Raw genomic sequence first — 19169 nt, 5'->3', positions numbered from 1 at the left:
ATTGTGCACGATGTCATGGATAATGTAGTGCGTGACTAAGCAGAATGAGCCAACGAACCCACTTCTTAACAAGACCGCCGTGCGCATCGCTCGCGCTGCAGTGGAAGAAGTAGGAGAGGGCGGCGTCGGCAAGCACCGCGGAGTCGCAGGGCTAGGCCGAAACGTCGCAACCCATCGCTTTGAAGCAGATATGCCAGGCTACCCAGGCTGGGAATGGCAAGCGGTTGTGGCCTGCGCGGAGGGCTCGCGTTTTATCACCGTTAACGAGGTAGCGCTGGTGCCGGGGCAACAGGCACTGCAAGCCCCGGAGTGGGTGCCGTATAACGAGCGCGTGCGTCCGGGAGATTTGGGCCCGGGCGATCTGATGCCGCCTGCGCCTTACGACGAACGCTTGGAAGACGGCAAGCTTTCCGTAAAAGGCTTAGACGAGGCGAAAAAGAGGTGGCGCACTGGCTCCTTTGGCCCTAATACCGAGATGGCCGCGCAAGCGCCGCTGCAGTGTAAGACCTGTGCTTTCTATTTGGAGCTGATGGATAACTTTGGTGTGTGCGCTAACGAATTTTCGGCCGATGGCCGTGTAGTGCACGCAAGTTACGGATGCGGCGCGCATTCGGAGACAAAAATCCGGGAAGAAGGATCCGTGACCGAAACCGCTTTTGATGACGAAAAACCTATCTACTAGCGCTTTCGTGGTTTGCTTTCTGGAGTCGCAAATACTTTACTAAGGCCAGTAAAACTCAATCCTCCTGGCACTAGGTAAAGGGGCTGTCTCAAAGCGATGAACGCTGCTCTCGATCGTTATTTCAAAATCTCTGAACGCGGTTCCACAATCGGAACTGAGGTTCGCGCCGGCGTGGTCTCGTTCTTCGCGATGGCCTACATCATTCTTCTCAACCCGCTCATCCTCGGCACCTCGCCCGATGTTGCGGGCCATACCTTGGGCATTCCGCAGGTCGCCGCAGCTACCGCGTTAATCGCCGGCATCATGACCATTGCCTTCGGCGCGATTGCGCGCTATCCATTCGCCATGGCGGCGGGCCTGGGTATGAATACCTTTGTTGCCGTCACCATGGTCTCCACAAAGGGCTTGGAGTGGAAAGACGCCATGGGCCTGGTGGTACTCGAAGGCATCATCATTGTCTTGCTCGCCATCTCGGGCTTCCGTCAAGCGGTCTTCGATGCCATTCCGGCCTCGATGAAGGCTGCGATGGGCGTGGGAATCGGCATGTTCATCGCCATCATCGGCTTCGTTGATGGCGGTTTTGTAACGCGTGTCCCCGATGCAGCGCACACCACGGTTCCGGTGGGCCTTGGCATCAATGGCTCTGTTTCCACCTGGCCGGCGTTCGTCTTCGTCCTAGGCCTTTTGCTTTGTTCCTTCATGGTTATCCGCAAGGTCCGCGGCGGCCTGTTCCTGGGCATCGTCATCACCACCGTCATCGCAATGATTCTGCAGGCCATCTTCGGCTCTGAGGACTGGGGCATGGCAACACCAGAGATTCCTGGTTCCTTCGGCGGTCTGCCGGATCTGTCCATCGTGGGCGAGGTCAGCCTCGTGGGTGCTTTTACCAAGCTCGGCGTCGTGGCCACCGTACTTCTTATCTTCACCCTGCTGCTGACGAACTTCTTCGACGCCATGGGCACCATGAATGGCTTGGGCAAGCAGGCGGGTCTGGTCGATGAGAATGACAACCTGCCAGACATGCGCACCGCACTGGTGGTAGAAGGCGCCGGCGCCATTGCCGGCGGTCTGGGCTCGGTTTCCTCCAACACCGTCTTTGCGGATTCCGCAGCCGGCATTGGCGACGGCGCGAAGACCGGCCTGGCCAACATCACTACGGGTGTCATCTTCCTGCTCGCGATGTTTTTGACTCCGCTCTATGAGATCGTTCCTATCGAAGCGGCCGCTCCGGTTTTGGTCATCGTCGGCGTAATGATGGCAAGCCAGCTCAAGGACATCGAATGGACCAAGATGGAAGTTGCCATCCCGGCCTTCCTCACCATCGTGATCATGCCGTTTACCTACTCCATTGCAAACGGCATCGGCGTGGGCTTCATCGCCTTCGCCCTGATGTCTGCGTTTGCCGGTAAGGCAAAGCAGGTGCACTGGCTCATGTGGCTCATCGCCGCGCTCTTCGTGGTCTACTTCGGCATGGCTCCGCTGACCAACGCGCTAAGCTAGCGTGCATGCGTGAAGTAATTGCTGACCCTTTAGACCCTCGCCTTGATGACGTCCGTGACTTGAATAAGTCGGACAAGAAAGGTGAGGGGCTTGTCATTGCCGAAGGTCATCTGGTGGTCTCCCGCCTGGCTGACTCGCGTTTCCCGCTGCGCTGCGTCGTAGGTTTTGGCGCAAAGCTGGATGCCTACGTGGAAGAGTATGGGGATCCAGGTTGCCCGATGTACGAGGTCTCGCGAGAAACTCTCGCGGCCGTCGCCGGCTTTGATATGCACCGTGGGCTGGTGGCTGCCGCAGACCGCGCGCCAGAGCCGAGCTTGGACGAGATCTTGAAGACGGCAAGCACCGTGGTGGTGCTTGAGGGCGTGGGTGACCACGAAAATATCGGCGCCATCTTCCGCAACGCGGCGGGCATGGACGTTGACGCCGTGCTGTTGGGCTCGGGCGCAGCAGACCCGCTCTATCGTCGCTCGGTGCGCGTTTCCATGGGCCATGTGCTGCGTTTGCCTTTTGCCCATCTGAACGGCGGATACACTACGTGGCAGCGTTCCCTGCAGGCGCTTCGCGACGCCGACTTCCGCCTCGTTTCCTTGACCCCGCACCCAGAGGCTGTACACCTGGCAGACGCGCTCAGGGGCGCTTCTAAGGCTGCTCTGCTCGTGGGCGCAGAAGGCCCCGGCCTTACCGAACATGCGATGAAGGCCACCGATGTGCGCGCACGCATACCGATGGCCCCAGGTACAGATTCGCTCAACGTGGCTACCTCAGCAGCCATCGCTTTTTATGAGCGCCAGCGCTCCCGAATTGACTTCGAGGTCTGACGCACGTAGCTGCTGATTAGCCCGCCGAGGCGTTTGGCGGTTTCGAGGATTTCCTCGCCAGTGGACTCTGGTTCTTGGTCGTGGGCCTCGTAATCGTCGTAGTCGTTGAAGCCGAGCTTGGACACGGAAGCAGAGGCGATGGTGCCGAGGCTGCGCTCCGGCTTCTTTGGCGCGACCTTGGGCTCGGGCCGTCCGTCGGTGGCATAACCCACGACGTCGAGATCCGGGCCTTGGTCATTTACTTCCACGCCGAGCCAATAAGACTGCGCTGCTTCGGTGATGCCCTGTGGTTCGAAAGGCAGAGAGATACCGCCGACCGGATCGTATTTTTCGCCGGCCCAGAACGGCGCCTCAAAGGGCTCTGGTAGGCCGGAGTCTTCCTGCAGGTTAAAGCGCGTACCGCACAGGCAGCGCTTGAGCTCACCGGCCGTCCAGTGCGCAAAACCGGCATAGCCGGTGCTTTCCTGCGAGACGAAGGCATAGATTTCGAGCGCGGGAACCGCCTTCAAGAGTTGCTCTGGAAGGCGCGAGAGAACCATGGATTCTTCCTCGATGACCGTCTGAACCACGGTAACGCCAGGGTATCCGCCGATGTAGTACTCGCTATCGCCAGCCTGGGCAGAGCGATTGAGAGGAAATTGCCCGATGGGGGTTACGGGCAGGTTGGGATTGAGTTGTGCCAAGAATTTCCGGCCAAAGCCGCGATCGGCCTTTGGCTCCTCCCGCAGCACAGCAGCGGGATCTTCGACAGTGACGTACCAGAGAGTGAGAACAGGTTTAGGGTTCACGGTAAAAACTCGCTTAATTACTTTTCTTGGCTGTCAATCCACTCGCGTTCACTCGCGCGGACGCTTGGTGTTAGAACGCACTCCGAGTAGGACATCTTCCCAGTGCGGGGTCGTAGCGCGGCGACGGCGGCTCTTTGGCTTTGGCTCCGGCGAAGGGTTCTGCAGGAACTCCTCGTCGTTGCCTTCTGCCTTTGGCTTATCTGCCGCAGACTCGGTAGCAGAGGAGGTCTCTGATGCAGAAGCCTGTGTTTCAGCGGCGCCAGCAGGGCGGGCCGCGCCGGTAGCGCCGGAGTCTGTATTGGCGGAGTCCGCTTCGACATCAGCAGGTTGCGGATCCGGTACGACCGTCGGTGCAGTGAAGTCGGTGATGTTGGTGACTGCGCTCGGCGTCTCGCCGTCTATGGCTTTGTCATAGCGCTCGCCGCGGCCGACGGAGGTCAGGGAACGCACTGGCTGTACGAAGTCAGGGTCGGTGAGATCGGCGGCAACGGAGTTGCGGGCCTCCACGGTAGCCGGGGAGGACATGGACTGCTTAAAGGTCCACTCCGCCTCGTTCTCAGAAAGGCCGGCCTTCCACGTGATGCGAAGGATCCACGGTTCGCCCTGATGGCGGTAGGCATCCCAGGTCGACTCCGAGAGGGAGTGGCCGCGTGCGGCAAAGGCCGTGGCGAGAATCTCCCAGAGAGTCAGCTTGGCCGGGCCGTCTTCGCGGATGGGGTGGGCCTGCTTGGCGACGTCGGCAATGCGGGCGCGCTCCAGCAGCACCGGGTGTGCGAAAGGCTCGATGCGGGATTCGGGGGCGCCAATTTCCTCGGCGATCTCTGCGGCAGATGCGCCAGCGCGGATGCGGGCCTGAATTTCCGCCGGGCGCAGGCTGATTGCGTGCGGGCGGGAGTCGCCGTGGTCACGCATGCCAGAGCGCGGCTGCGAAATAGGTGCCGGAGTGGTTGTGGTCAGTTGTGGCGCAGCAGGCGCAGTGGAGTCAGAGGACTCAGCCGCGGTGGATGCCTCGTCGTCATCCTTCTTTGCTTCCGCGTCGCGCTGTTCGTGTTCGCCAGAGGAGGCGGTGCTTGCAGCCGAGTCTGCGTCGCTGGATGCTACAGAATTCACAGAATCTGCAGTATCCGTAGAGTCATCTGCTTCCGCCGCGAACGGGAGCTTGGAGACCTTGCCCCATGCGTCATCCTCTGGCTTAGGTGCGCCTAGAATCTCGCGGAGATCGTCGGTGACGGCCAGGAAAAACTCTTCGCCTTCTTCGGTTTCCATGACCAAAGAAGTAGTGGTTGAGTCGCTTTTTGCGAGGAAGAGCTCGCGCATTGAGGGGCGCTCCTTTTGCTTGTCGACGGATTCGGACAACGGATTTGGATACTGACAGTTTATTTAAAACCGCATCTAGGCATTGCGACTAGTGCAATCGATCCACACCCCAACGGGGCGCGTGTGATGAAATCCACTTTAACCCAGAAAAGCCCCGCGCCTTATGAAGAACGCGGGGCATGTTGGCTGGAAAAGCCCTGTCAGTTGCTCTTAGCGCCTATCCAGAAGGTAGTCGATTGCTTGTGTGAGCTTGGCGACGTCGTCTGGCTCAATCGCGGGGAACATACCAATTCGCAGTTGGTTGCGCCCCAGCTTGCGATAAGGCTCGACATCCACGATGCCGTTCGCTCGCAAGGCCTTGGCTAAGGCCGTAGCATCCACGGTCTCGTCAAAGTCGATGGTTGCCACGACTAACGAGCGGCCAGCGGGCTCGGCGACGAAAGGCTTGGCCTCTTTTCGCGATGCGGCCCAGTCATAAACAATGGTGGAGGAAGCGGTGGTGCGCGTAACCATACCGTCGAGCCCGCCGTTGTCGTTCATCCAGCGGACCTGATTTTCCAGCATCAGAAGAGTAGACACGGCTGGAGTGTTATAGGTCTGGTTCTTGCGCGAGTTATCCACGGCGGTCTGCAGGTTCAGGAAAGCCGGGATATAACGTTGTGCAGCATTAAGCTTTGCGATGCGTTCAATCGCAGCAGGGGAGACCGCCGCGAGCCAGAGCCCACCTTCGGATGCGAAGCACTTCTGCGGCGAGAAATAGTAGACGTCAGCCTCGGCCATCGTGACGGGCAATCCGCCAGCGCCCGAGGTCGCATCGATGACAACGAGTTGCTCCGGATTATTTGGCTGTGGGCGCAGCACGTCAACCATCGCGCCCGTCGAGGTCTCATTGTGTGCCCACGCCACAACGTCAGCATCGCCGAAATCCACCGTGCGTGGGTCGGGAGCGGTGCCGGCGGGGAAGTCGTAAACGATGGGCGCTGTGAGCCACGGTGCACCAATACTTGCCTTGGCAAACTTCGAAGAGAACTCTCCGTAGGTCAAATGCGCGGACTTATTTTCGATGAGGCCGAACGTCGCGGCGTCCCAAAAAGCGGTGGCGCCGCCGGCCGAAAGAATAATCTCATAGCCGTCTGGAAGCTTGAATAGATCTCGCAATCCCTCGCGAATCGAACCCACCACGTTTTTCACGGCGGGCTGGCGATGAGAAGTGCCGATGATGGATTTAGCCCCCGCAGTAATTGCCTCAATTTGGGCGGGTCGTACCTTGGAAGGGCCGCATCCGAAGCGACCGTCGATGGGGAGAAGATCTGCAGGTAAAGTCGGTTCTGTGTGGAGCATGAGGCACAGTCTAACCTAATTTCGGTCACCCTATTGGTAAACGTTGAAAGTTTAGGATGTTGGCAGCGTCACAAATTTTGATAAAGTGTGAAGAGATTTAAAACGTAATGCCGGTTTGGAGCCGGTGTTTTAAGTGTTGAGAAAGGATCAACAAGTGGCTTCTGAAGACAACAAGGTTGTTCTCCACTACCCAGGTGGCGAGTACGAGATGGATATCAAGCAGTCCACCGAAGGTGACTCTGGCTTTGATATTGGCAAGCTTCGCAATGAGACTGGCCTCGTAACCTTTGACCCCGGCTACGCCGCTACCGGCTCCACCGAGTCCAAGATCACCTTCATTAACGGTGAGGAAGGCATCCTGCGCCACCGCGGCTACGACATCGCGGATCTGGCAAACAACGCCACCTTCAATGAGGTTTCCTACCTCCTCATCAAGGGCGAGCTGCCAAACCAGGAGCAGCTGAGCGCTTTTAACGATGAAATTCGCCACCACACCCTGTTGGATGAGGACTTCAAGGCGCAGTTCAACATCTTCCCGCGCAATGCGCACCCGATGGCGGTTCTGGCATCCTCCGTTAACATTCTCTCCACCTACTATCAGGACCAGCTCAACCCGTTGGATGAGGAGCAGCTGGACAAGGCAACCGTCCGCCTGCTGGCTAAGGTTCCGATGCTGGCTGCATACGCTTACCGCGCGTCCCAGGGCAAGCCTTACATGTACCCGGACAACAACCTGAACGCACGCGAGAACTTCCTGCGCATGATGTTCGGTTACCCAACCGAGGAGTACAACGTCGACCCAGTCGTCGCGAAGGCTCTGGACAAGCTGCTCATCCTGCACGCAGACCACGAGCAGAACTGCTCCACCTCCACCGTCCGCATGATCGGTTCCGCACAGGCAAACCTCTTCGTTGCTATCGCTGGCGGCATCAACGCTCTGTCCGGCCCGCTGCACGGTGGCGCAAACCAAGCCGTTCTCGAGATGCTCGATGAAATCCAGAAGAACAACGGCGGCGACGCAACCGACTTCATGAACCGCGTGAAGAACAAGGAAAAGGGCGTCCGTCTGATGGGCTTCGGCCACCGCGTGTACAAGAACTACGACCCACGCGCAGCCATCGTCAAGGAGACCGCACACGAGATCCTCGAGCACCTGGGCGGCGACCCAATGCTGGATCTGGCAATGGAGCTCGAGAAGATCGCTCTCGAGGACGAATACTTCGTCTCCCGCAAGCTGTACCCGAACGTCGACTTCTACACCGGCCTCATCTACCGCGCCATGGGCTTCCCGACGGACTTCTTCACCGTCCTGTTCGCCATCGGCCGCCTACCGGGTTGGATCGCTCAGTACCGCGAGCAGCTGGATCTGAACACCAAGATTAACCGTCCGCGCCAGATTTACACCGGCGAGACCTTGCGCACCGTTTCCCCGCGCGCTGAGCGTGCGTAATAGGCCTTTTGGACTGCATGGCTTTAGTCACGAAATGATGACAAAACAAGTCATTGCGTAGGCCAAATAAAGCCGAATCGCAGATGAACCCTTATACTGGGCACACTGCGATTCGGCTTTCGCCGTTCGTGCAGGCCTAGTTCTCGGCCTAAAAGCGGGACAACTAGGCGCCGAATCGATATCACAAACGTTTCCCAAGGAGGATTTTCCCCAATGGATAAGCCCGTAATTGAGGCTCATACTGAGCCGGCCCCGACTGAGCTAGTTATCGAGGACATCATCGTCGGCGACGGCGCAGAGGCACAGCCGGGTGGCTTTGTTGAGGTTCACTACGTGGGCGTCTCGTATGAGGACAACCAGGAATTCGACTCTTCCTGGGGTCGCGGACAGTCCATCGAGTTTCCGCTGACTGGCCTCATTGCAGGTTGGCAGGAAGGTATCCCGGGCATGAAGGTGGGCGGCCGTCGTAAGCTCATCATCCCTCCGGAGAAGGCATACGGCCCAGCTGGCGGAGCGCATCCACTTGCTGGACGCACCTTGGTCTTCGTTATCGACCTGCTACGTGCGTAAATAACGTTTCTTTTTTGGCTCCACCTTTTGCCCCGAATTGCTAGGGCAGAAGGTGGAGTTTCTTTTTTGCGGGCGCAAGAACTTGAATTTTTCGGCGTCACGCGTGGCGAAACTCGTGCACAATGGAACCATGAGTGTCCCATTTATCTCTTTTAATGATGATCGCGAGATGCCACAGCTTGGTCTGGGCACCTACAAGATGACGGGTCAGGAATGTATCACGGCGGTGCGTGAAGCCATCGAGCTCGGCTACCGCCATTTCGATACTGCAACCTTGTATGAGAACGAGGCAGAGCTAGGCCAGGCCCTAAATGATGCGATGCGCGCCGGTGACGTCACCCGTGATGAACTCTTCATCACCTCCAAGGTCTGGCATGATAGCCACGGGGCGAAGGGGGTAGACGCAGCATTTACTGAATCGCTGAAGAAGCTGCAGCTGGACTACCTAGACCTCTACCTGATCCACTGGCCGTGGCCACAGGCTGGACTCTATGTGGAGACCTTTGAGGAGATGGCTCGTCTGCAGGGCATGGGACAGATCGCTTCCATCGGCGTGGCTAACTTCTACGAGGAAACGCTGCAGGAGATCATCGCGCGAACGGGTATCGTTCCAGTGTTGAACCAGGTGGAGCTGCATCCGGGATTTACCCAGCCGGAGTTGCAAGAATTCCATGATGAACATGGCATTGTTACAGAGGCATGGTCGCCGCTGGCGAGGGGAGAGGTCCTTAACAATGCGGAGATCAAGAATGTGGCGCAGCGCCTTGAGGCAACCCCGGGACAGGTAGCAATCGCCTATCTTCTAGCCAAGGGGATTTCCGTAATCCCGAAATCCACCAAGCGTGAGCGCCTAGAGGAGAACTTGGCGGCCGCGCAGCTGGAGCTTAGCCACGATGACATTGCGGCAATCGATGCCCTCGATAACGGCGCGGCTGGGCGCTTGTACAAGGACCCGCGTGAGTTTCCGGGCTAAACGCTAAAGGCGGCCTTTCGGCCCTCAGAAAACGGCCTAGAGGCGGCAGGGAACGGCATTGTTCTCTGCCGCCTTTTCTTGACATATGGCCTTTCGCAATGTTTGCAAACTGGGGCGTTGAAAGAAATGGGGGTACTTTTCATGCTTTAAAAAGTGCAGTAAGCAATGGGGTTAGGGGGTAGCTAAGACTTGCTAATCAAAATTCGATTGGCAAGCTTTACAACCTTGCAATGTGAATTGGGTAACTTACTCTCTAAGGCGAAACGTGATTCATCACACTATCTCTATCTCGTGTGGTTCATTAATCACTTTCGTGTGGAATCTTGAGAACCCAAGGAGAGCGACATGAATAGCGCACCTACCTCGATGCTCGAGCGCCGCGAACCGACGGCGCAGGACTTCATCGAGATGCGCGATAGCCCGCAGTTTAAGCAGTTACGCGGTGCATATCGTAACTTCACTTTCCCGATGACCATCGCCTTTTTCCTGTGGTACGTCATCTACGTGTTGGCTGCCGTCTTTGCGCCTGGATTCATGGGCACCGAAATTGGCGGTGGGTGGAACGTGGGGCTCGTATTCGGGCTCGCCCAATTTGTCACCACGTTCGCGATTACGTGGATCTACGTCAAGTACGCCAACAAGAAAATTGAGCCGCGTTCAGCAGCTATTCGTGAGGCATTGGAGGGATAGATTATGCTGAATTTCAACCTAGCTGCCGAGGCCGCGCAAGAAGGCTCCGGAAACCCGGTGCTCAACATCGCCGTTTTTGGCGCGTTTCTTGTCATCACCATGTGGGTGGTTTTAAGGGCAGGAAAGACCACGAAGAAGGCCTCGGACTTCTACACCGGTGGTGGCACCTTCTCTGGCCGCCAGAACGGTTTGGCCATTTCGGGTGACTATCTTTCTGCCGCGTCCTTCCTCGGTATCGTTGGTGCAGTTGCCCTCAACGGATATGACGGATTCTTGTATTCTGTCGGCTTCTTCGTGGCCTGGCTGGTGGCACTCATGCTGGTCGCCGAGCCGATGCGTAACGTCGGTCGCTTCACCATGGCGGACGTATTGTCTTTCCGCTTGAAGCAGCGTCCAGTGCGCGTGGCGGCGTCCATCTCTACGCTTTTTGTCTCGCTTTTCTACCTGATTGCGCAGATGGCCGGCGCAGGCTCCCTGGTGTCGGTGCTTTTGGATATCCATGACTTCACCTGGCAGGCGGTCGTGGTTGGCATCGTGGGTGTTTTGATGATCGTCTACGTTCTGGTGGGCGGTATGAAGGGCACCACCTATGTGCAGATGATCAAGGCAGTCCTCTTGGTCACCGGCGTCGTGGCGATGTGCATCATGACCTTCATTGCGGTGAAGGGCGGCTTTAGCACCTTGTTCTCCGACGCCGTCGATATGCATGCGGGCTCGGATTACCTCCAGGAGAAGGGCTACGAAGCTTCTCAAATCATGGAACCAGGCTTAAAGTATGGAAAGACTTTGACCACCAAGCTGGACTTCGTTTCCCTCGGTATCGCTCTGGTGCTCGGCGTTGGCGGCCTGCCGCACGTGCTCATGCGCTTCTACACGGTTCCGACTGCAACTGAGGCGCGCCGTTCCGTGACCTGGGCAATCGTCATTATCGGTGCTTTCTACCTGATGACCCTCATCCTGGGCTACGGTGCCGCGGCACTCGTGGGCCCGGACCGCATCCTGGCCGCGCCGGGCGGGGCCAATGCCGCAGCGCCGCTTCTGGCGCTAGAACTCGGCGGCTCGGTATTCATGGCTGTCATCTCGGCGGTTGCATTCGCCACGGTGCTGGCAGTAGTTGCAGGTCTGGCGATTACCGCGTCTGCATCTATCGCGCACGATATCTACCACGCGGTTATTCGTAAGGGAGAGTCCACCGAGTCGGAGCAAGTCCGTGTCTCGCAAGTTACGGTCGTAGTCCTCGGCATCGCCGCCATCATCCTGGGCATTCTGGCCATGACTCAAAACGTCGCGTTCTTGGTCTCTCTCGCCTTCGCCGTCGCGGCTTCTGCAAACCTTCCGACTATCCTGTACTCGCTTTACTGGCGTCGCTTCAATACGGCCGGTGCGGTGGCGTCCATGTACACCGGCGTCATCTCCTGCCTGCTGCTCATCTTCTTCTCCCCGGCAGTATCCGGTTCTGAGACCTCGATGTTCCCGAACGCGGATTGGGCGCTGTTCCCACTGTCGAATCCGGGCCTGGTTTCCATTCCGCTGGCATTCATCGCAGGCTGGTTGGTTTCCATCCTGACCCCGCCGGATGACTTTGAGGATCTGTCCGCAGAGATGGAGGTACGGTCTCTGACCGGCGTTGGCGTGGAGGCCCCAGTCAACCACTAAACCTGGCAGAGTTCTGAGTATTATCTAATGCGTGCTCGATTCTTTGTCTAAAACGAAGGCGGTGCCGATGAAGGTCGGTACCGCCCTCGCCGCGTTTTCACTCGCCGGCGGCCTGTTGTGCGCATGTACACCGTCGCAGCAGCACGATAGTAAGGCCGCCTCGGCGTCGGCAAGCAATGCGTCTGCGTCCGACCTTCGGCATGAGCTGGGGGAGCCTGCGCTTTCCGACGTCCCCGATGACGTCAGTCAGTTCCTCGAGGGTAATAAAGACCAGCAGCTGAGCTACTACCGCATCGGCGATGGAATGCGTATGGCAACGGCAAATGAGCATGAGCCGCGCCCAGCATTGAGCCTTATCAAGCTGTATATCGCAACCTACGTGCTCGAAAAGGGAAGCTTTGAGGATAAATACGAAGCCTTAGACATGATCGCCAGCTCCTCAGATACAAGCGCAGAAGAACTCTTTGAGAAGTACCCGAATTCCATTGACTCCGTGGCAAAGGAATATGGATTGCAGGCCACGAAGGCCGGTGAGCAATGGGGAACCTCGGTGACCTCCATGTATGACGTGGTGCGCTTCGTGGTGCAGCTGAAGGAAGATAACCCCACCCACCCGGTCCTGGTGGCGATGGCCCACGCCGATCCCATCTCGGAAGACGGATACGAGCAGGACTACGGCACGGCGAAACTGCAAAATGTAGTGGGCACCAAGTGGGGCTGGTCAAATGACAAGACCCTGCACTCTTCGGTTTCCTTTGGCAAGAACTTCGTTGTTGCAGCTACCACCTATGGTAGCGCCGATGATCTCACGGACTTTGTGAAAGACGAGGTAACGGGCAGTAACCTGCGTAAGGGTACTGATCGCTACCAAAAGGCGCTCAACGGTGAGAGCGTTGCTCCTGTAAGTCCTTCGAAGTCTTCTGCGCCTGCCTCCAAGACGACCATCACCGTGACCTCGACTCTGCCGAAGTCTGAGAAGAAGGGCTCTGATAAGGGCCAGAGTAAAGACGGTGGCAAGGCCAAGCGCGGGGATAAGAGCAAGGAGCCTACCGACGCCGGCAAGAAGAGCGACAAGAAAAAGAAGGACAAAAAGAAAGAGCCGACCTCGTCGGCTCAATCTGAAAGCGCTACTTCAAAGCGTTCTGAATAGTAGAAGCTAGGTCGATGGCTCCCTTGATTTGATCCTGGGAGACGGAAGAGCCGCCGTAGGAGATGCCGTTCTGGTTTACTCGCGGCAGGCGCATGCCTGGCACCGCGTGCTCTACCTGGGAGCTAAGCGCACCCATCGCATCAGAAGACTGCGGGGAGATACCCGGGATGTTGCCCGGCTGTGCCGGTGCGGCCGGCTTCGGTGCGGAAGGCTTGGCTGGCGCAGCAGGGGCCTTCGGGGCCTTCTGACCCGGCATCCATTGGCCCCAGTCGCGGGCGTAGACCTCGTTGATGTCCACGGTCACGCCGTCGATGGTGCGCTGCATGTTGCCCGGCAGCTGGTGAATCGTGGTGCGTGGGTGGATCTTGCCGTTCGAACCCCAATCGTGCATCCAGAAGAAGGAGCCGATTCCATCGCGCACGCACCACTCGATCGTGTTGTAGTTGCCGTATACGCCGGTCTGGTAGCCCGCTGCCGAAAGCAGGCGGCTAAAGGCCTGTAGGTAAGGCTTGATCTGTTGGTCGTACTGGGCGCGGGTCGGGTTATCGTCAATCGCGATGTAAATCGGGCGATTGGTCGGTCCGCCTGCTGCCCTGTGCAGGGCAATAGCCTGCGGGGCGTGGATGGCTGCACCTGCGGCACCTTGCTTCCAATCGGCGGTTTCGGCACGGCCAAACTGGTAGATGGAGGCCGTCGCCAAGCCCTGCGCGGCGTTAGCCTTGGTTTCCTGCAAGGTGACGGGCTTGCCGGTCATCCAGGATTCGGCGCCGGGGCGACGCTTGGAAACATAACGGATGGCGCCGAGATGGCCCGCGCGCTTGATGCCTGCGGCGGAAGGAACACCGACGGCGAAGTCGATGATGGTGCCGCGCACCGGTCCAAGCGCCGCTGCATTCGGAACGGCAGAACCGATGGCGCCTGCGGTCAGGGCGAGAGCGCTGACCTTTAAGAGGCCGCGACGGGAGAAAGATGGTGACATGTTGAGCTCCTGCAGTAATCACATTTGTCACAGTAGTTAACAATTGCACCATAGCAGGAGGTCTTGGGGCATTCCCGGAGTGCAACCGCATGTCGCGCTTTTACTTCGGGAAACTATTTTGAGTCGTTCCTAAACGTCACTTGCGTGGAGTTCTCAACCGTGCGCGATACCGTGCAGTCCTTCTCATGAGAGATGCGAATCAGGTTGTCCACGAGCTTGCGCGCTTGGTTGCCCTCGGGGGTATCCGGGAACGATAGATCGAAGCCCACGCGAACCTCCGACTGGCGCGATGCCCCGTCCTCATTTACGCGGTCGCCTTCCATGTGCACATCAAAAGATTTCGGCTCCGCGCGCTGGGACGTTACGACGTCTACCTCCACTGCGGCAGACCCCGCAACGGCCGCCAAAAGGTGTCCCTCCAACGATAACTAGCCGTTCCCGGCGGACGAGCGAGATGCTGGCGTCATCCGGATTGATGGCGCGGTATACCGAAATTTCCACGCCGTTAAGGTCAATGCAGGATTGCTTAGTGCTCTCACTTATGGCTTAGAGTTCAAGCGGGTTCAGACTATATACGACACTGCCTTCTGAGAGCATGGTGATGAAGATGGGTGTGATAACCAGCGTTCCGTGTCGGCTGTGATCGGTATTAGCCTAAAATTTTATGCTTAAGACGGCGGGTGTAACCGCTGCAAAACGGCGGCACCGTGCCATCGCTGAGCTGGTCATGGTTCTTGCGGGGTGGTGATCTAAAAAACCAAGGGCGGCGCGAAGCGGATGCGCACCGTTTGTCCCATCGCTGGCTTATCGTCCGCGGTGGTGCGGAATGTGGTTCCCGATCCATGGGTGGCGGTAACGGAGTAGTGGCCGGCTTCGTAAATGGCAGAGTCAACTACTGCTGGAACCGTGGCACCTGGATGGTTTTCCTCCACGATTGTTGCGTGGTGCGGTAGGATGGCGGCCTTAGTGCCTTCGCCCCGCACGGAGACTTCACTCAATGGCCAAGAAATGCCAAGGGTTGGGCACTCGACGCGGCCTCCTGAGATAGCGGCCTGGACTATTGTGGCATCCGCAATAAATCCCGCGACCAGCGGGCTTCCGGGACTTTCCAGCAGCTGTTGTGGGGTAGCAATCTGCTGGATTTCGCCGCCATCTAGAACCACGACTCTATCTGCGATTGCCAGCGCCTCGGCGCGATCGTGGGTGACGTGCACCGTGGTTAAGCGCTGCTTTTGCGTCAGGGTTACCAGCTCGCGGCGCAAATTATCGCGCAATGGTTCATCGAGGGCTGAAAGAGCTTCATCCAGTAATAAAACCGTGGGATTAGCAACGATCGCCCGGGCCAGCGCAACGCGCTGGCGCTGCCCACCAGAAAGGCTGTCCGGAGTACGGTTCTCGAATCCTGGCAGGCCCACGAGAGCTAAAGTCTCAGAAATGCGCTCTTCGCGCTCGGGCTTTGCTACTTTCGCCTGGCGCAACGGGTAGCCAACATTGTCTTTAACAGACATGTGCGGCCAGATCGCGTGCTGTTGGAAGACCATGCCGATGCTGCGTTTCTCGGGAGGAATAGCAGTCATCTTCCGGCCATCTATGTAAAGCTCACCTGACGATGGAGAAATAAAACCAGCGATGGTGCGTAAGAGCGTGGTTTTACCGGAGCCTGACGGGCCAACGAGTGCAATGAGTTCCCCAGGTTCGATGGAGAGGTTGATATCGCGCAAGCCGGTGGTTCCGTCCGGAAAAGTGACCGTGAGGTGGGAAGCTGCAATTTTCGCCATTATTAAGTCCTTACCTTGGGAGCACGGATAGTCAGTGCGACGGCAATGATGCCAAGTAGCGCAAAGAGCAGGGCGAGTGCCGATGCCTGGTTATAATTTCCTGCCTGTTGCAGGTTGAAGACTTGGACACCCAGTGTTGTCGTTCCGGGTGCGACGAGGAGTACGGAAATAGTAAGTTCTCGAATCGCGGTCACCGCTACGAGCACCGCACCGGATATCGCCGCTGGAATGGTCATCGCGCCGGTGGTAGTAAATAGCGCCTTAAGCGGCGTGGCGCCGGAAATGCGCGCTGCTTCTTCCACGGTGACCGGGGTGCTTATTAGCGGGGCACGCACGGCCTGGACAACGAGTGCGGTAAAAGCACAGACGTAGGCGATAAGGATTATCCAAATGGTGTTATACAGCCCAGTATAGCGCCCGGCAATCAGCCAGGCGACACCGATGATAAGCCCAGGCAGCGCGCTCGGTAGCAGTGCAGAAAGGGTTAAAAGCGTATTTCCTCGAGCCTGAGTCCGGGTCACTAGAATTCCGATGACCCAACCAAGAACCCCGCAGATTATCGCGGCGGTTATTGACAGAAATGCGGAATTACTGAGTCCGTCGATGACGCGCGGGTTGGATAAAGCGCTGCTAAAGTTCGCCAGCGAGATGGTTTCTAAGGTAAATGGAACCCCAGGAGCTGGCAGCAATGCGCGGTAGGCCAAACCGAGAATTGGGCCAATGGAAATGGCGAGCCCGCACACCCACATGATGATCGTGACCGGCCAGCGCGCCGAATGCAGTGCGAAACGCGCCGGACTTCCGGAGTCATGTGTAGAAGACGAGTTTTTCAGGGAGGTGAGATAGTCCATGATTACTGTGCCGATTCCCAAAAATAAGAGGACAACGCCGATGGTCGATACCACTTGTAAGGGGTTGGATACGGTGCCGGAATCAATGAACCGGTAAATCATCGTCGCGAGCGTTTCGAACCGAGCCGGCGATCCGATAATAGCGGGAATGCCGAAATCAGCCAGATTAGCAATTGCTGTGAGAGTGAACGCGGACAATAGTGCGGGGCGCAGGAGTGGAAGGGTGACCGTGCGCAGAACTGTCACCACGGAAGCCCCAGATACTCGGGCGGCTAGCTCAAAATCGGGGGAGATGGAGCGCAAGCTTGAAGAAATGATGACATATGCCGTGGGAAAAGAATGGATAGTCATCAGCGCAATGACCCCGTCTGCGCCGTAGATATTCCATATTTCGAACTCAAAAAGCTTATTCAAGCCCTGATTCGGGCCGAAGAGTTGAATCCAGGCGATCGCTCCGATAAATGGCGGAACCAAGAGAGGCGAAAGCAAGAATAGGCGCAGTACCGAAGAGCCGTAGATATCTGTGCGGTCTAGCGCGATGGCAATAACGGTGCCGATGATGACGGCAGCGAGAGCTGAAAGCGCCGTGGTAAATAGCGAATTCCATGTGGCGATGCCGAGCCCTTGCTCTAGCAAGATGGGAATTTGGTTTCCGCCCAGTGCAAGGGAGACAACAAGGGTCAAAGGCGCGATGAACAGGCCAATGGCAATCAGCCACACGCCAACGCGTAGCGCGGATACGGAGGGATTTTTCAACAAGTGGGCCACCAAGAACTAGGAAGACACTGCCTTTTGGAATACCTCGACGGCGGCGTCTTTATCCTTGGTGATTTTCCCCAAGTCCTGGTCCATGAGCTCAATGTCTGTGAGTTCAGGGGTGCCTGCTGGGGTTCCCACGTCCTCACGCACCGGGAGGTACGACTGCTCGACGGCGATTTCTTGTGCCTTCTTTGAAAGCAGGAAGTTGATGTATTTCTGGGCTGCTTCCTGTTCCTGGGAGTCTTTGAATACGCCCGCAGGCTCAGAAATATATGGTGATCCTTCGGTGGGGTAGGCGAGGGCAATTGGGGACCCCTTATCCGCCAGGTCGCGGACTAAGTAATCGACGACCACGCCCACGGGCTTGGAACCGGAGGCGATTTCTTGGGAGGTAGGGCCATTGGAGTCTGCGATCATCGGGGCATTCTTGCCCAGATCTTCGATCCACGCTTCTCCGAGGTCTGAATTATTCTTCCACGCTGAGGCGTTGAATGCCGCTGCACCGGAGACCGCTGGGTTAGGTAAGACGAGTTTGTCTTTGTACTTCGGATCGGTGAGATCCGCCCAGGAGGTCGGGGCATCGTCTTCTGCGATCTCGTCGGTGTTATAAGCAATTATCGTAGGGATTATGCGCGTGCCGACATAAAAATTCTTGTCGTCCTTGGCCTCGTCGATGATGTCATCGGAATCGACATCGGCAAGCTCGATGAGGTCACCATCCTCAGCGTAATTTTCAAAGGTAGGTCCATCGGCTGCCCAGAAAACATCCGCTTCAATGTCGCCAGATTGCTTCTCTGAAGAGATGCGGGCGTTCAAATCACCGGTGCCAGCGCGGTATACATTGACCTCGATATCGGGGTATTCCTCGTTGAAGGCCGCATTGATCTCATCGACCTTTTCCTCTGGTTCGGAGGTATAGACGGTTATTGAGGTTGAGTCGCTGGTCGCCTGTGAATCTTCTTGGTTGGACGCAGGCTCACCGCACGAAGTAAGAAGGACGGTTGAAGCAAGGGCTATGGCAGAGAGAGAAGTGTGCTTCGACTTCATCGTGGGAGTTCCTCCAGAGAGAATAGTGATCAGGAACATCAATCTAACTGCACTGAAGTTAAGACAACTTGGGATCGATGTAAACGTGCAGTAAATTTTTAGCACCCTTGATCGGGTGCTTGGAGGGTGAGGTGGTTAAGTCGCCCTTTCAAGACTGCATTAAACGGTATCCGCTTCTTTGATCCCACCAACGCGAGCGATTATGGCGGATGGCTCGGCGCGTTATCGTCATATTCGGCCGTGGCTGGAGACCACGGTGAGGCGTACACCGGTGGCCGTTATTGAGAGCGCCTAGAGATATCGGTGCAGATGCTGGCAGACCCGCTGGAATACTAGCTTTGTGCAGTGTGCTAGGCGCTTTCCGATGGCCACATTCATCCAGCGTTTTCCATGGCGGGGTTACGCGCCAAACAATCAATCTGCTTGAAAACGGCCGGTATAACCCGACCCTCAAGTTTTGCCTTGCGATCTGTCACAGGTTGGATAGCTCGCTCGACCAACTATTTTGGGAGGAACAGAATTGCCAATCCTAAACAAGATCTCTGACGAACGTTTACTCGCAAAGAATCTGCGCAATATCAGAATTGCGTTTGTCATCCAGACCCTAGGCATTATTGTCGTGTTGGTCAACGAATGGATAAAGAACGGTTCGCGGGCGATGTTCGCCGAGCCTTTACACCTCGTTTTGCTGGTTAGCCTCACCGTTTATGTGGCGCTCACGATTCCTATAGCGCGCGAGAATGAGGAACAGTAGGAGCCGGGGTGGCCCGAAAGCGGGCGTACTGCTGAAACCCATTACGTTGTTAGCAGTTCCACCCCA

At 57.2% G+C, this 19169-nt stretch carries 19 protein-coding genes; 11 read left to right on the top strand and 8 right to left on the bottom strand.

What is annotated here, in order from left to right; translation table 11 throughout:
* Window positions 1–31: 31 nt before the first annotated feature.
* From HMPREF2888_RS03545 to HMPREF2888_RS03535, 3 genes are all read left to right on the top strand, one after another.
* Entirely contained in the window at window positions 32–682 is a 651-nt protein-coding gene (locus HMPREF2888_RS03545) for a DUF3027 domain-containing protein (RefSeq protein ID WP_061921139.1), read from the top strand.
* A gap of 96 nt (window positions 683–778) precedes the next feature.
* Window positions 779–2182, top strand: a complete 1404-nt coding sequence (locus HMPREF2888_RS03540; RefSeq protein ID WP_070518265.1) for an NCS2 family permease — start codon at window positions 779–781, stop codon at window positions 2180–2182.
* Between the two features lie 5 nt (window positions 2183–2187).
* Window positions 2188–3000 (top strand): TrmH family RNA methyltransferase, encoded by an 813-nt coding sequence (locus HMPREF2888_RS03535; protein ID WP_070518264.1) that lies wholly within the window; start codon window positions 2188–2190, stop codon window positions 2998–3000.
* Here the strand turns inward: HMPREF2888_RS03535 and HMPREF2888_RS03530 are convergent.
* From HMPREF2888_RS03530 to serC, 3 genes are all read right to left on the bottom strand, one after another.
* Entirely contained in the window at window positions 2961–3788 is an 828-nt protein-coding gene (locus tag HMPREF2888_RS03530) for a DUF6928 family protein (RefSeq protein ID WP_070518263.1), read from the bottom strand. The genes HMPREF2888_RS03535 and HMPREF2888_RS03530 overlap by 40 nt on opposite strands.
* Before the next feature lie 48 nt (window positions 3789–3836).
* A complete protein-coding gene (gene sepH, locus HMPREF2888_RS03525; protein WP_070518261.1) occupies window positions 3837–5105 on the bottom strand; it encodes a septation protein SepH in 1269 nt (422 codons plus the stop codon).
* Between the two features lie 210 nt (window positions 5106–5315).
* Window positions 5316–6446 (bottom strand): phosphoserine transaminase, encoded by a 1131-nt coding sequence (gene serC, locus HMPREF2888_RS03520; RefSeq protein ID WP_070432593.1) that lies wholly within the window; start codon window positions 6444–6446, stop codon window positions 5316–5318.
* A 154-nt stretch (window positions 6447–6600) separates the two neighbouring features.
* Here serC and HMPREF2888_RS03515 point away from each other — a divergent pair, with 154 nt between their 5' ends.
* The 6 genes from HMPREF2888_RS03515 to HMPREF2888_RS03490 all read left to right on the top strand — a co-directional run bounded on the left by HMPREF2888_RS03515 (window position 6601) and on the right by HMPREF2888_RS03490 (window position 12935).
* The gene (locus HMPREF2888_RS03515) at window positions 6601–7896 is read left to right on the top strand and encodes a citrate synthase (protein WP_082787620.1); all 1296 of its coding nucleotides are present in this window, start codon (window positions 6601–6603) and stop codon (window positions 7894–7896) included.
* A gap of 213 nt (window positions 7897–8109) precedes the next feature.
* Entirely contained in the window at window positions 8110–8466 is a 357-nt protein-coding gene (locus HMPREF2888_RS03510; protein WP_061921152.1) for an FKBP-type peptidyl-prolyl cis-trans isomerase, read from the top strand.
* Window positions 8467–8596: 130 nt separating this feature from the next.
* Window positions 8597–9439, top strand: a complete 843-nt coding sequence (locus tag HMPREF2888_RS03505) for an aldo/keto reductase (RefSeq protein ID WP_070432592.1) — start codon at window positions 8597–8599, stop codon at window positions 9437–9439.
* Between the two features lie 345 nt (window positions 9440–9784).
* Window positions 9785–10129: a DUF485 domain-containing protein gene (locus HMPREF2888_RS03500; protein WP_062041627.1), complete on the top strand. Its 345-nt coding sequence runs from the start codon at window positions 9785–9787 to the stop codon at window positions 10127–10129.
* A 3-nt stretch (window positions 10130–10132) separates the two neighbouring features.
* Window positions 10133–11785 carry a solute symporter family protein gene (locus tag HMPREF2888_RS03495; RefSeq protein WP_070518259.1) on the top strand — a complete coding sequence of 551 codons (1653 nt, stop codon included), beginning with the start codon at window positions 10133–10135 and terminating at the stop codon, window positions 11783–11785.
* 31 nt (window positions 11786–11816) lie between these two features.
* A complete protein-coding gene (locus tag HMPREF2888_RS03490) occupies window positions 11817–12935 on the top strand; it encodes a hypothetical protein (RefSeq protein ID WP_201040666.1) in 1119 nt (372 codons plus the stop codon).
* Here the strand turns inward: HMPREF2888_RS03490 and HMPREF2888_RS03485 are convergent.
* The 5 genes from HMPREF2888_RS03485 to HMPREF2888_RS03465 form a co-directional block, all read right to left on the bottom strand.
* The gene (locus tag HMPREF2888_RS03485; RefSeq protein WP_061921166.1) at window positions 12913–13914 is read right to left on the bottom strand and encodes a DUF1906 domain-containing protein; all 1002 of its coding nucleotides are present in this window, start codon (window positions 13912–13914) and stop codon (window positions 12913–12915) included. The two genes, HMPREF2888_RS03490 and HMPREF2888_RS03485, sit on opposite strands and share 23 nt — an antisense overlap.
* Window positions 13915–14027: 113 nt before the next feature.
* Window positions 14028–14336, bottom strand: coding sequence for an OsmC family protein (locus tag HMPREF2888_RS03480; protein ID WP_141740989.1), 309 nt, complete (start codon window positions 14334–14336; stop codon window positions 14028–14030).
* Window positions 14337–14663: 327 nt separating this feature from the next.
* Complete coding sequence (locus HMPREF2888_RS03475; RefSeq protein ID WP_061921169.1) at window positions 14664–15692, bottom strand: ABC transporter ATP-binding protein; 1029 nt, start codon at window positions 15690–15692, stop codon at window positions 14664–14666.
* A 2-nt stretch (window positions 15693–15694) separates the two neighbouring features.
* A complete protein-coding gene (locus HMPREF2888_RS03470; protein WP_371326191.1) occupies window positions 15695–17311 on the bottom strand; it encodes an ABC transporter permease in 1617 nt (538 codons plus the stop codon).
* 6 nt (window positions 17312–17317) lie between these two features.
* Complete coding sequence (locus tag HMPREF2888_RS03465) at window positions 17318–18349, bottom strand: ABC transporter substrate-binding protein (protein ID WP_061921171.1); 1032 nt, start codon at window positions 18347–18349, stop codon at window positions 17318–17320.
* Window positions 18350–18696: 347 nt separating this feature from the next.
* Between HMPREF2888_RS03465 and HMPREF2888_RS13280 the strand changes: the two genes are divergently transcribed.
* Both HMPREF2888_RS13280 and HMPREF2888_RS03460 read left to right on the top strand, forming a co-directional pair.
* The gene (locus tag HMPREF2888_RS13280) at window positions 18697–18882 is read left to right on the top strand and encodes a helix-turn-helix domain-containing protein (protein WP_201040668.1); all 186 of its coding nucleotides are present in this window, start codon (window positions 18697–18699) and stop codon (window positions 18880–18882) included.
* Window positions 18870–19103: a hypothetical protein gene (locus HMPREF2888_RS03460; protein ID WP_061921174.1), complete on the top strand. Its 234-nt coding sequence runs from the start codon at window positions 18870–18872 to the stop codon at window positions 19101–19103. The genes HMPREF2888_RS13280 and HMPREF2888_RS03460 overlap by 13 nt, the downstream gene beginning before the upstream one ends.
* Window positions 19104–19169: the final 66 nt, after the last annotated feature.

The sequence above is a fragment of the Corynebacterium sp. HMSC077D03 genome (assembly GCF_001808545.1).
GTDB classification, from domain to species: domain Bacteria; phylum Actinomycetota; class Actinomycetes; order Mycobacteriales; family Mycobacteriaceae; genus Corynebacterium; species Corynebacterium simulans.
Note: the sequence above shows the minus strand (reverse complement) of the source record. Positions and strands in the feature narration are given on the sequence as shown.